Origin of the sequence: Vibrio fujianensis (assembly GCF_002749895.1) — a bacterium.
Taxonomy (GTDB): domain Bacteria; phylum Pseudomonadota; class Gammaproteobacteria; order Enterobacterales; family Vibrionaceae; genus Vibrio; species Vibrio fujianensis.
On record NZ_NBUS01000030.1, the window covers coordinates 10,362 to 22,593 of the forward strand.

Below are 12,232 nucleotides of genomic sequence, written 5' to 3' on the forward strand. Positions count from 1 at the left end.
TATGTGTTTCCTAGTCGCCGAACCAGTAAAAATCCATATATGGGTCCTGATACGCTAAATCGCGCGATAACCAAACTATTTGGACATGAACCTGGTAAAAAGAAACAACCGACGAATCTTATGGGTGATCTGCCTCATTTTACCGCACACAATCTTCGTCGTACGAGTCGAACCTTACTGGCACAGCAAGGCCATGTGGCCGAGAGGTGCTTGAATCACAAGTTAAAAAGTGTTGAAGGAATTTATGACCGACATGATTATTTTGAAGATCGGAGAGAGGAGTTAGATACGCTAGCCGTGCACATTTCTGAAGTTGTGGATATTTAAACTATCGGTCAGCTCGAGTCATATCTTCGTTTCTGATATATAAACTATAAGTTAAACAAAGATGAGGAATGTAGCTACACTCTTCATCTTACAAACCCCTTTCATTCCCATCAAATTTCTAGAATATCATTCAGTATTGAAAGTTAACTCTTTGAACCCAATAAATATCAAGGCCACTGTTAACTGGATAATAAATATGAGCAGAACCGAAATTAAGTTCATCAAACCCTGCCTCCATCAAAGAGAAGAGCACTTCCCCCTCACTCCACTGTATACCCAACGCTGCTTCAATCAGGGAAAAATAGTACAAATAAACTTAGACAATTGTTCTATTCAGAGAATGGAAGAGTTATCAGATAACGCCTCAATAGAAGATGTAAAAGAAGTTGGCCTTCTACCTTTAGTTGAGCTCCTGCAACACGGAACAGTCTCGTTAACAGCCATTGGTGTTGATGAAATGCCCGATTGGCGCGTACAAAAAGCCATGGAATCTTATCAGAAGTTTTGTCAAAATTTCTGGCCAGGTCATAAGGATGATGTTGAAGCAACATTTCGAAACTTCGACCCTGAGTCCATGAATAAGAAGGTAATTTTCTCAGAGCTCAGTGATTCAGCAAGATGTACATACGGAATCTCGTATGTGGCTATGCTTCAAATTCAAAATATTCAATTAAACCATTCTGATAAATCACCAACTGAAAGGTTCGAAATTTACGTTCACAGCATGGCGGGGATGTTAGACCTATTAACTGCTTACGATATGGAAATCGCGAAGTATGCTTTTTGGGAGCAAAGTTCAAATCAAATCAACCAGTTACCAGAAAACATTCGTCTGCGCAGAAAGTATATTAAGCAAAACTTTCATAAACCCTCATCTAGCCTCGATAAGTGCCGATGGCGAGCATTTGATTCTGCGATGGATATTTATTGGCTTAGTGGTGCAAATTTAGCAGAGAATCTAGGAACAACTATCAACATCAACAGTAAAAAATATAAAACAGAGAACTGGGTAGGCACAAATGACCATAAGCTGTTTTCAATCTGTCAAGACATTCATTCTGTATATGTTAATGGAGCAACGATGAAAGGTTTAGCCACAACCAGAGAGGACGTTCTTGCTCAACAGCCATATTGGAATTTCGTTGACCATTTTGCTAATTCAATAATGGAATACAGAAAACGCAGAGGTTATCGCAGTATTGATGAACTACTACATAGAGTAGACAACGCAGTCAAACATATAGAGATTGAATTAAAAGCTGGATTTTCCCGAAAGAGATAGTAGTTATTCATATTACAATTTAATCAATCTATGGTAAGGCCTGAAAGTTATTAATTCAGACCAGATCTGAATTAGTACATCTGAAGGTATCTAGCTTTTCAGGCCTTACCAATTTTAGCACCACACAACTTTTCCTTTTTTAAGCCAAAAATGAGAGCAGCAGCCGCTCTTTAACCACACCGATGGGTGTAATGTGGGGCGATTACAGCTATCTATTATCAGCCTCCAATTAGGATTAGCCTCCTTAATAAGCAATAACTCTAATCTTCTTCCGCACCCACATGGACACTTAAAGCCCACGGCCCACTGTTCGCCCTCTTCTTGTGCTAAAACAATGTTTCTCATCGGCAACTGGTCCGGAGGAGTGTCGCCTTCGATTATATTAACTGTGCGAGCTGGCAATACACACTCAATTAGTTTTAGCAGCCACAATGGCTTTCTCATATATCCTCCCTCGCACTAGATCGACTTTTAGCTAATCCTGGAATTCCGAGTAGTGGTTCTTCAAGTCCGCTTCCAATGAGAAGATTTTGAGAACAGTCGAAAGCACTATCGCTTTCAAACTCTTCTTCACACGCAGCCAAAGAAAAGATAGTTCGACTAAACATATGGTTAGGTTCATGTCTAAATGGATAACGTCTCATGATAAACTCCATCACACATGCGCTAGCTGCACGCATATTTAGAGCAATCACATCTGGTGCTTCCTCTACCACACCTTTTAAATAGCCTTCGGCTACTTGCTTATCATGATCTTCAGGAGAAACTGAGTGTAAATATTCCTTCCGTAAAGATTCTGATGTGTATACCTTCCTATCATATAAGGAAGGAGCGCCTGGATGAACGTAGTCTAAGCGACCATATACATCAGCAATAGCTGTACCGCCGCATTTTGTCTTTCGGGTCGGAATAGTGACACCTACATCAAATAATGGCATTAGAAATGAAGACGATATTTGATCGCATATATAGCGTCCTTCAGAGCTATCAACACAACAAAACAGTAAGTCAGCCTTCCCTGCTACTTCTATAGCCTCGCGGCTATTTATACTGCTTTCGACACACTCAATCTCAATCTCTTCACGATAAAGCTTAATGCAATCAGCTAACATTCTGGTCTTATAACGTTTTTTATTTGCATCTTCCACGGTAGAGTTGAGGATTCTATTAAGATTTCTGTGTTCAATGCAGTCAAAATCAATTAGAACGAGCCCTCCAATCCCCATTCGAGCCAACTGCTCCGCAATAATTGATCCCGTACCTGAAACACCAACTACACAAGCAGTTAAAGATTTCAGGTCTTGTCCCATATCTGAGGAAAATGCCAAAGGCTGAGTAAGCGAATTTTCTTTTGCCCTCCATATAGACAGGTTCTCAGACGCACAGTGAACGGACTCAACAAATTCAAACTCTAAATCTCTTGTATAGATTCGTGCTTTTATTGCACCATCAGGAGTCATGATCGCCGATCCATGGCACACATTAGGTGAAGATACCCCTTCAAATAAGCTTGGCATTACATGGCGATCACTTTTATTATCACATTCTGAAAAGGAAAATAGTCCACCTGGATGAGAATGAATGAGAATGATAGATAACTCTTCTACTTCTGCTATATCTATCGCTTCTTCAATGCTCGAGCCTGGCCAAATAATTCTATCTGGTAGCCTTACTCCACAAGCTTGATACTCGATAGGTATTAGCTTTTTGACAAGCAAACGATATTTACTACTCTTGGAGCAAAGTAAAATTGCAGCAGACTCCAGCCCATCTCCCGGAAACAAATGGGCTACCAACTGCTGATGATGTGCGTTAGAAATGACTAACTTATAATGATTGCAACTCATTTCGCCACCTCCCGTAAAATGCACTCTTCTATTACAGCCATCTGAGTCATCACACTATCAGTCAGCGGATTCCATTTTGTCTTTCCATTTAGGTGTCGACTCCACCTTTGATAGCTTTGGCCGACGATAGACATGTGACACGATGTTTGAGCAATAACTGCGCCTGATTCCAAGCGCAAAGCAGGAAAACAATAGAACATATCAAGAGCTGCACCTGGATAGGCAGCAGGTATATCTATTGCGATATCTACTTTTTCGTGGTTGTACCCACTAGGAAGTGTATAGTTACGAATAATTAGCCAGCGTCTACCATTATCGATTAAGGTTTCCCATTCGAAACCTAACTTGTTCAGATAGTCAGTATCTTTCTCCAGCAAAGAAAAGTCTGATTTCACGCAAAGGGCTTTTTCACCATTTCGTATTTCAGCAGGAGTCATTCTTAACTTTTCAATACCTGGAGTTGTTAAATCAATAACATAATCAACCCCAATTGGCTTCTTAGGCTCCCCTTTTACCTTGAGGAAAAGCATCCAATCATCTGCTGGGTTAAATCCAGCGGCAATCATTGCATCTGAAGCAACAATCGTTGGCTCATCCGATACAATTTGGACACCTTGAACATTTAGCCTCCAACTACGCTTAGCTGAGTAAACCTTCTCCAACCCTGATGCAGATAGGTTAAGATTCGCGTCGGTATCAAGAAGCAAATCCGCCGCTTGTTTCTGCTCCAACCAAAGTGCCTGTTTTGGAGGAATATTACCAATGGCCCGAAGTGCTTTCTCACTGATATTTTCAGCTCCCCACGGGTATCGCTTCCCATTTAACTCAAAGTAAAAAACGCGATCACTTTCAAATGCAATAAACTGTTCAACACCTCGGTGATAAACATCTACAACTTCTGATAAGTTAACTTCTTCAAGCATGCCTGTATTCTGTTTCATCAACAGAATGTAATCATTGGCTGGGGAAAAATCAGATGCTTCCAAAATTTGGCGGCCAGTTGGAGTTGGATCAGCAATTAAAACCATTTTTGGTTCAAAATTCTGATCAACCACGCGTATTTGATATTGCTTAGCTGAGCGAGGCTCTCTATTTTCAAGTAGGCATTCGGTGGTGTCTTCTACGGAGAGCTCTGACTGTAAATCTTGTTGTTTCATAACGATTAACCTCGTACTAGATTTAGGGTAAACCACGACATGTGGTTATTTTCCCTTTCATACTGTTAATCGTTTGAAAACTCCCAAACCGGAAAGACTAAACAATTTTTTTTTGAATTTTTTATGAGGGCATACCTCCACATAAAAAAAAGCTTGGACAAGTAGGACAACTGCGAGCACTTGGAAAAGCGGGAAACTCCCCATTTGAAATAGCTGATATGGCATTTTGGCAATTGGTTATTCTTGTGGCTTGCTTTTTATCAGTGACAGAGACGGATTGATGAGTTTCACCAGCCAAATGAATTGCTTCAACGACAGTACCTTTTCCATATTGCTGCTCAGCGGCCTTAATCAGGAGGGTATATCCCACTTGATCAAACTCTGTAGAGAGCTGCTTACCTGACTTAATCTTTCTAACTCTATGAACACCTACCTCATCAACGGTAACCTCATCAGGAGTGATAGCGACAGTTCCGCCTGGAAAAGGGACCTTAATTTCAACTGGTGTTATGAGGGATTTATTTTTCCGTGTCTCCCACAAATACTCCAATAAGCGTTTTCCTATTTGCTTATAATCTTCTGCATAAGCGTTATCAGTTGGTCCATTTACGTCCCAAGAACTATTATACTTGTCGAATAGTTTTGTTGCGCTAGGCGTGGAATCAGAAAAATCAGATTTAAGCCAACCCAGAACATCGTGAACAACGTTATGCATTTGCATATACGCATTATCTACTTGTCTTCCACCTAAGTTTAAGTGGCGCGTATAAAAGTACCTTCTCGGGCATCGTTCGTACAACTCTAAGTCGCTAGCTGTTAACTGTATTTGCTTGTCAGACTCTGACACTGTTTTTTCTGCGTTCGCTGTAATTTCAGCTAATCCATTATGCTTACTTTTTCTAATATAGGCCTTGATATCTTCTATAAACTTAGATGGACTTCGACGACGGTCATTGTTCTGTAATGATGATGCATATAACAAAAGGTGTTTCTTCGCTCTTGAAGTAGCAACAAAAAACTTACACTCTTCTTCTTCATCATGACCAAGTTTCACCGCTTCTTTTCCAGAGAGTCCTACGGTTCCCTCAATTAAAGAATCTGGTGGTATACAATTCGGAGGTCTATTGGAACCAGGCAATCCTGTAGACACCATTCCTGGCAAATGAACAACATCAAACTCCAAGCCTTTACTTGCATGAATGGTCAACAGCCTTACTCCATCAAGGCGACTGGCGACTGCAGGTAATTGACGAACATCTCTATCTTCAGACAACTGAACAATTCGACGGATTCGTTTAAGTAACCGCTCAACAGGCACGCCTTTGCCTTTAATCACATTTTTGCTGAAATTTAATAATTGCCAAATAGCAATGCCTTTCATCCGATCACTTAGATGATTCGAGCTGTAAATCGTTTTACCAAGCTTCAATCTATCTAATACAATCGTTGCCAATACTGACCATGGGTAATCTTGGCTTGTAAAACCAGAAAGCAAACTCGTTACTGACTGTAAAGATTTAGTTCCCTTATCAGATAACTCTTCAATTTTGTTTATATGTTCAGCCCATTCTAGAGATTTAAGATTATTTTCCTTTATATATTGGGCTATTGCATTGATATCATTGGATGACATTTCCGCCCCACAGGCTCTCGCAACTCTAAGCAATCCTTGTGCTCTGCTATCCGAGAGTAGCGATAATATTGAAAGCAAGTCTCTAACTTCAGGCCTCTCAAAAAGGCTTCCTAGATAAAGCACTGGCACACCCTGTGCCTCCAGGTATGCCGCAATATCATCCAACCTTGCATTCGAAGTGCAGAGTACCGTCTGCTGACTATATGAAAATCCCTTATTCCTCATTTCAGCTATACCAGCTGCTATCGCTGAAAGCTCATCATCTGGTTTTCCAGCAATAGTAAAGACCGGCTGAATACCTATTTGACCTTTGTGAGCTTTGAGGTTTAGTGGTAAGACTCCATCTGACGCCTTCATTTTCTTCGAAAAAGCAGAAAACAAGTCAACAATCTCACCTGCTGAACGATAATTTATGGTCAACTGCTCTGACTTGGAACCTGGAAAGTCTTCCGCGAATCGCTTCATATTTGTAGAAGATGCACCTCTAAAACGATAAATAGACTGCCGAGAATCTCCTACAACCCATAAATTTTCCCCAGTTTCAGCAATAGCCTTAATCAGACGTACAGATGCCCTGTTCACATCCTGATACTCATCAACGAGTATATGTTTATGCCTCTTCGATAAAGCACTTCTAACGTCTTCATTCGATTCGACTAATTCAACAGGAAGCTTTACTAAATCACCAAAGTCAACAGCATCCCGTTCTTTCAGTAAACGTTCGTAACATTGATAAACAGAAGAGACTTCTAGACATTTTTCCGCTTGAGCTATTTCTTCACCGTCTTGAGCTTTTTCTAACATCACTTTTGATAGTGCAGTATAAGATGCCGCATCCACCACTTCATCTTTAGCTCTAGATATTGCAGATAAAATATCACTGAGAGTTAAAGTTGGGTCATAATAGTTTCTGTAATGCTTTAGCTTTAATCTCGCTAGCTCTCCCTCAAGCCACTCTATCGCTTCATAACGACTTACAACTGTTGGATTCTCGGAAAGACCTAAGATTTGATGAAAACGATGAACAATGTCTAGGCCAAACGCATGAAACGTTCCTATCCATAGTAAGGCTGCAGCATCTGACGCTTTTTCAGATATACGTTCACGAAGTTCATTAGCAGCCTTATTTGAGAAGGTCAAAACTAAAATTTCGGACGGTTCAACTCCATGCTCCAACAGATGAAGGACACGTCGAACCAGTGTGCTTGTTTTACCTGTACCTGGGCCTGCTTGAAGTTGGTAAGGGCTACCACTATACATCGCAGCTCTTTTCTGAGAGGGGTCGGGTTCATAAGTTTTTTTATTTGCCATCTCCTGTGCTTCTGTTGCAGGAGGCAATAGCAAAGCATCTAATAGTTGTTGTTGAACAACAGAAATAGGAACACCAGTCTTACTAGCTATGTTGTCAGAAGTAGAGTCCTCTTTAATATACCATTTACAAACTAATGAGCGGGGGAGAAGAAACTCACGCGCAAATACATCCATCGTAACTTCTTTGCGTTCACGACTACCATAGTCAAGAACCTTATCCACAGCAGCAAGAGAAGTCTCACAACCCCTTAAGTAATCAACATTTTCCACTATAAAGTCGTCATCATACCCTTCTAGTACAATATGACCCAATTCATGTGCTAGTAGAAAAGCTTTCTCAAAACTAGTTCCGCAATCTTCGTATAAGATTAATCCTGCTTGGCTATCAAATATCGCCCTTCCCCCTTTTAGCTGGGCACTGCCTTTATCTGCGGGGAAAACCTCAATATCTCTGTTGTCCAACTCAGCCAAAACAAACTCTAGCGGGTTACATGCATCTACCCCTGATAGAGCAAGTTCGCTATGCAGTTGTTCTGCGACTTGGCGGGCGACTTCAATTCCATTCATGAACTAGTCCTTCATCGACATTAGTTTTTCTTTCTGAGAGTCTGACAATTTACAACTCTGTAACGCGTCCTCAAACGATATCTGTTCAGAGGCTGTAGGTTTACCGTCCGCTTTAAAACGAACAGATGTAGATATAATAGAAGAACCCGCCAATGAACTCCTGAGGGTATCGATACTTATATTCAACTCTTCTGCTAGTAATCCAATAAATTTCAGGGGGATAGTTGAAACTTCAATAGTCTTATCCCGAAGCATTGCTAGAAACAGAATATTGATATCTAGTTTTTTTGCCAATGATCTGAAACTTTTTTTATCAAGAGTCACTAGAGGGTTTTCAGGAACGCTCAGCTCAGAAACTGGATCGGATGGTAAAAGAGAAGATTGCAACTTTTCCCATGCCATATTCATTCCTCTGCTGTCACCTTCATTAACAGGTACAAAGTCTTCTCGTGGTGCAGCAAACAGCTCAACTGATAGATCAATCAATTCATCTCGATACTGTGGATACTTCTGAAGGTATACTTCTAGTGTTGCTGAGTCTTTGTTTGGCTCTACAGAAAATTCGTATAGCACCTCGTCTCTCATCTCATCAAATTTAGATTTCATAATTCCTCCTCCAGAAGCAATTTATCCTTTAAGGCTGAATAGGCCCGTTTCAATCGGTTCCTTACCGTTCTATCCGAACACCCTAAAATACTAGAAATTGTAGACTTATCAGCATCTTTAGATTCAACAGGTAGACCTTGCAAATAAAGTCCGATTACTCTTCGTTCGTCTTCTGGTAGCTCACTAATCGCATTCTGGAAACAAATCCGGAAAGAAGGATCATTTAAAATTGACTTGCTCAGCTCACTTAATTCCAGCGCACTAATTTCAACATCTGTTCTTACCTCTGAATCCGACTCGCGTTCTATAGGGACAGCATTAGATAGAGGGTCCTCTTTCCTAGCAGGTCCAATTTGACGCAGTACATCTATACGAAACTTATGGAAAGCATCATTGAAATTCACTTCAAAATAATCCAGTTTCACTCCATCATCATTTCGATCTTTTGCTATCAATTCAACAAACCTACCTAAAATCTCTTGACGTATATCTTCTGCTTGTTCCGGCTTTTGATAGCTCCAATCAACGATAGATCTTCGCAAAGCCCCCTCAAGCCGTCGAACAAACATTTCAAATAGAGATTTGAACAGAATAGGAGTCAATGGAAGTTCTTTTACTCTTAAAAAGTATAAAAGCACTTCCATTGGTATTAACTCTTCCTCGTCCAAACAACGCTCTACCTGTTCTGCGATAGATAGCTTTTCTAGTTCATCTATCAACTGTTCTATTTCTGAGCGTCGTCGGTAAACCTTTCCGTCTCTCGATATTTTCCTTAGCGGTATTGACATCTATAACACCAAAGTAGATATAAAACATATATCAATCATACCACTTAGCTTAAAATTGTATAGAAATCAATCAACACTGGTGGGCTAAAATTTAAGGCCATTTCCCTCACCCAAATCCTCAAATCGTTATAGTTTAACTCGTAGTGGATACACATTTAGTCTGACACTTCCACGCCTTCAAAAGTATCCAAAGCACATCTGCACGATAACTTAAAAACAAGATAGCAACCGTTATACCTAAACAAGGTAACCTCCTTGCAGGATGATGGCTTTTAATGAAAACTAACCGTATACAAACTTCAACTGATGACCCACTGGTCACCTAAATTTAAAATCAAAATCTTAAGAATTCCCCTCCTTGTGTTATTCCGTTTCAGCAACTTCTATCTTCAACATCATCCAATCTTCAACATCACTCTCAAGCCACGCCTTACGCTTACCTGATACGGTGAAGTTTTTGGGAAACTCTCCAATTTTCATTAGCTCATAAATAGTGCTTTTACATAGTGTTGTTTTGGTTACAACTTGCTCTAAATTAAGAAAATTCAACATTTTAATACCTTGTTATGTAGTTCAACTCATAACAAAGGCCGCTGCGTTATTTTTTACTTTCCCTGCTCGCCTACTCGAGGGTACAGCTAACAATTCCTGTACAGTGCAGCACACAAATATGAATCACGTGCTGGCAGTACCAGCACGTGATTCATTGTCATTACAACAGACGTTTCGTCGCCAGGAGAGCGTATCTATAAGCGGCATCTTTTCCTGCGGAACAGGCAGCGACTTTTCTCACCTCAACACGCTTCTCTGCCTTCCTTTCATCCACTAGCCGCCAAAGGTCTTCATTAGCGATCGGTTCTTTATTTGCCTTACGCCAATCTCGTCGCTTCCAGCCACCTAACCACTCATTGAAGCCCTTGACGCAATAATCGCTACTTGAATAAATAATATCGCCATCTCTCGCATGCTTTAATCCAAAAGCAAGCGCTGACAGATCTAGGTAAGCCTGGTCAGTGACATAGTCAACAGGATCCCAATCTTCATCATCAATACATCCATCAGCATCGAGTGCTATGTACGCAATACCACCAACAAGACGACCTCTTTGCTTTCTCACCATGGCCGCTTCTACATAAATTTCTATACTCATTGTCATACTCTCCAGAGACTAAAAAGCCGATACATTCTTTGATTCGGCTTGATTGTTAATAACTTGCTTCAAAGTGATTTCTACATAACAACATCAAGTAAGTTATTTTTTACCTGTCTCTGGGCACACTTGCTTTCTACCTTCCAATTCCTAACAAGCCTGATTTAAAACCCTTTCAGATATATTTCATCAGTACGCATAACCAAACAGATAGCCTAAGGAGCTTTTATGCGTACCCAAAATACTCACCATGACTATCCCTTTAAAACATCAGAGCTCAATGAGCTGCTAGAGCGTGCAGCCGAAGCTCTAGCTACGAAATACAAACGTGAAGGCACGTTCACTAACCCAACCAATGTCAAAGAGTATTTAAAACTCAAATTAGGAGCACATGACCGCGAAGTGTTTGCCGTGATGTTTCTTGATAACCAACACCAATTGATCAGCTTCGAAGAGTTGTTCTTTGGCACTATTGACGCCGCTTCGATTTATCCCCGTGAAGTATTAAAAACGGCACTAAACCACAACGCTGCCGCGGTGATTTTTGCCCACAACCATCCTTCCGGTATTGCTGAGCCTAGCCAAGCCGACAAACGCATTACACAGCGGCTTATCGACGCTCTGAAGCTCGTGGATATCCGTGTCTTAGACCACATCGTTGTTGGTGAAGATTGTGTTTCGTTTGCTGAGAAGGGATTGATATGAGTGAGTTTATTGTTTCCGGGCTTAATGATGAGCTCGTTACTCCAATGCATTGCTTTCTTGATGCCCTGCTATTGGACAGCACTATTCCTAATACAGTTGAACGATTAGCGTTAAACATTCGCTCTCAAGAGACTGACCAACGATTTCAGCCCATTGAAATTCAATTAGAACGCAAATCTAGTGATTCGCCCTGGCAGCTTCGCTTTATCGCAACCTTTGATGTTGTCGTCACAGGTACGCCACAAAAAGAGTTATCGCTGTATTTCAACTTCGCAGGGTGTTGGTTCTATCACCCTGAAATTAAGCAGTGCAGCTTACAACGGCCAGAAGTACAAACCTTACTCGCCAGCTGGCTTAAAGCAGTCACTCGCTCGCTCATCGCACACTCTGCAATCTCAATCGACATTACCCCCATTCGCTAATCTCCATTTCCGTCAAAGAGGTCACTATGAATCAAGCTGCTAACCTGGCGATGTTCGCATGCAAGCGATCCAAGCCTTCACACCAACTCAAAGACTTAATCAAACGCTCTATTCATGATGTTAATTACCGAGGACGGCTAACTATCCGATTTAAGGACACCAGTTACCACCCGAAAGATGGAGGGTTTCATCCTGTCTCTATCACTATCGATATTAAAGACAGCCATATTGCCATTAGGGAGATAACGGACCGCGTTTATGTGGGTGACGAGACACCGGAACTGGTTCCCGACCTGACTTTTGATTTTGCTAACAACATCGCTTTCGCTCGCTTTAGCGGCTGGCTGGGCATGCACCTGTCACCGATCATGCAAAACTGATCCACTAACGATCATCGAAAACTGATCCACTTGGTATCATCCGTTTATTTTTTATAC

Annotated in this window: 12 protein-coding genes and 1 pseudogene; 5 read left to right on the forward strand and 8 right to left on the reverse strand. The window is 41.0% G+C overall.

What is annotated here, in order from left to right; translation table 11 throughout:
* Both B7C60_RS01085 and B7C60_RS01090 read left to right on the forward strand, forming a co-directional pair.
* Positions 1-327: pseudogene (locus B7C60_RS01085) on the forward strand (integrase); the annotation flags it as partial.
* A gap of 196 nt (positions 328-523) precedes the next feature.
* A complete protein-coding gene (locus B7C60_RS01090) occupies positions 524-1,609 on the forward strand; it encodes a hypothetical protein (protein WP_216639300.1) in 1,086 nt (361 codons plus the stop codon).
* Positions 1,610-1,723: 114 nt separating this feature from the next.
* Here the strand turns inward: B7C60_RS01090 and B7C60_RS20040 are convergent, their stop codons facing one another.
* From B7C60_RS20040 to B7C60_RS01130, 8 genes are all read right to left on the reverse strand, one after another.
* Entirely contained in the window at positions 1,724-2,053 is a 330-nt protein-coding gene (locus B7C60_RS20040) for a ubiquitination-like system serine protease family protein (protein ID WP_099610061.1), read from the reverse strand.
* Positions 2,050-3,456 (reverse strand): ThiF family adenylyltransferase, encoded by a 1,407-nt coding sequence (locus B7C60_RS01100; protein WP_099610062.1) that lies wholly within the window; start codon positions 3,454-3,456, stop codon positions 2,050-2,052. Before B7C60_RS01100 ends, B7C60_RS20040 begins: the two co-directional genes overlap by 4 nt.
* The gene (locus B7C60_RS01105) at positions 3,453-4,613 is read right to left on the reverse strand and encodes a multiubiquitin domain-containing protein (protein WP_099610063.1); all 1,161 of its coding nucleotides are present in this window, start codon (positions 4,611-4,613) and stop codon (positions 3,453-3,455) included. Before B7C60_RS01105 ends, B7C60_RS01100 begins: the two co-directional genes overlap by 4 nt.
* Before the next feature lie 121 nt (positions 4,614-4,734).
* Positions 4,735-8,124 carry an ATP-dependent helicase gene (locus B7C60_RS01110; protein ID WP_099610064.1) on the reverse strand — a complete coding sequence of 1,130 codons (3,390 nt, stop codon included), beginning with the start codon at positions 8,122-8,124 and terminating at the stop codon, positions 4,735-4,737.
* Between the two features lie 3 nt (positions 8,125-8,127).
* On the reverse strand, positions 8,128-8,730 hold the full coding sequence (locus B7C60_RS01115; RefSeq protein ID WP_099610065.1) for a hypothetical protein: 603 nt from the start codon (positions 8,728-8,730) through the stop codon (positions 8,128-8,130).
* Positions 8,727-9,518: an RNA polymerase sigma factor gene (locus B7C60_RS01120; RefSeq protein WP_099610066.1), complete on the reverse strand. Its 792-nt coding sequence runs from the start codon at positions 9,516-9,518 to the stop codon at positions 8,727-8,729. Before B7C60_RS01120 ends, B7C60_RS01115 begins: the two co-directional genes overlap by 4 nt.
* 363 nt (positions 9,519-9,881) lie before the next feature.
* Positions 9,882-10,070 carry an AlpA family phage regulatory protein gene (locus B7C60_RS01125; RefSeq protein WP_099610067.1) on the reverse strand — a complete coding sequence of 63 codons (189 nt, stop codon included), beginning with the start codon at positions 10,068-10,070 and terminating at the stop codon, positions 9,882-9,884.
* A gap of 160 nt (positions 10,071-10,230) precedes the next feature.
* Positions 10,231-10,674: an RNase H family protein gene (locus B7C60_RS01130; protein WP_245868353.1), complete on the reverse strand. Its 444-nt coding sequence runs from the start codon at positions 10,672-10,674 to the stop codon at positions 10,231-10,233.
* 222 nt (positions 10,675-10,896) lie between these two features.
* Here B7C60_RS01130 and radC point away from each other — a divergent pair, with 222 nt between their 5' ends.
* Genes radC through B7C60_RS01145 form a run of 3 tightly spaced genes read left to right on the forward strand, consistent with a single transcriptional unit; the run spans position 10,897 to position 12,175 of the window.
* On the forward strand, positions 10,897-11,373 hold the full coding sequence (gene radC, locus B7C60_RS01135; RefSeq protein WP_099610069.1) for a RadC family protein: 477 nt from the start codon (positions 10,897-10,899) through the stop codon (positions 11,371-11,373).
* Positions 11,370-11,795 carry a DUF2787 family protein gene (locus tag B7C60_RS01140; protein ID WP_099610070.1) on the forward strand — a complete coding sequence of 142 codons (426 nt, stop codon included), beginning with the start codon at positions 11,370-11,372 and terminating at the stop codon, positions 11,793-11,795. Before radC ends, B7C60_RS01140 begins: the two co-directional genes overlap by 4 nt.
* Positions 11,796-11,821: 26 nt before the next feature.
* A complete protein-coding gene (locus B7C60_RS01145; RefSeq protein ID WP_245868354.1) occupies positions 11,822-12,175 on the forward strand; it encodes a DUF2787 family protein in 354 nt (117 codons plus the stop codon).
* The last annotated feature ends 57 nt before the right edge of the window (positions 12,176-12,232 follow it).

What these genes read in the sequence shown, in the direction of transcription:
- B7C60_RS01090 (WP_216639300.1), top strand. Translation starts at nt 524, where the DNA reads ATGAGCAGAACCGAAATTAAGTTCATCAAACCCTGCCTCCATCAAAGA.
- B7C60_RS20040 (WP_099610061.1), bottom strand. Translation starts at nt 2,053, where the DNA reads ATGAGAAAGCCATTGTGGCTGCTAAAACTAATTGAGTGTGTATTGCCA.
- B7C60_RS01100 (WP_099610062.1), bottom strand. Translation starts at nt 3,456, where the DNA reads ATGAGTTGCAATCATTATAAGTTAGTCATTTCTAACGCACATCATCAG.
- B7C60_RS01105 (WP_099610063.1), bottom strand. Translation starts at nt 4,613, where the DNA reads ATGAAACAACAAGATTTACAGTCAGAGCTCTCCGTAGAAGACACCACC.
- B7C60_RS01110 (WP_099610064.1), bottom strand. Translation starts at nt 8,124, where the DNA reads ATGAATGGAATTGAAGTCGCCCGCCAAGTCGCAGAACAACTGCATAGC.
- B7C60_RS01115 (WP_099610065.1), bottom strand. Translation starts at nt 8,730, where the DNA reads ATGAAATCTAAATTTGATGAGATGAGAGACGAGGTGCTATACGAATTT.
- B7C60_RS01120 (WP_099610066.1), bottom strand. Translation starts at nt 9,518, where the DNA reads ATGTCAATACCGCTAAGGAAAATATCGAGAGACGGAAAGGTTTACCGA.
- B7C60_RS01125 (WP_099610067.1), bottom strand. Translation starts at nt 10,070, where the DNA reads ATGTTGAATTTTCTTAATTTAGAGCAAGTTGTAACCAAAACAACACTA.
- B7C60_RS01130 (WP_245868353.1), bottom strand. Translation starts at nt 10,674, where the DNA reads ATGACAATGAGTATAGAAATTTATGTAGAAGCGGCCATGGTGAGAAAG.
- radC (WP_099610069.1), top strand. Translation starts at nt 10,897, where the DNA reads ATGCGTACCCAAAATACTCACCATGACTATCCCTTTAAAACATCAGAG.
- B7C60_RS01140 (WP_099610070.1), top strand. Translation starts at nt 11,370, where the DNA reads ATGAGTGAGTTTATTGTTTCCGGGCTTAATGATGAGCTCGTTACTCCA.
- B7C60_RS01145 (WP_245868354.1), top strand. Translation starts at nt 11,822, where the DNA reads ATGAATCAAGCTGCTAACCTGGCGATGTTCGCATGCAAGCGATCCAAG.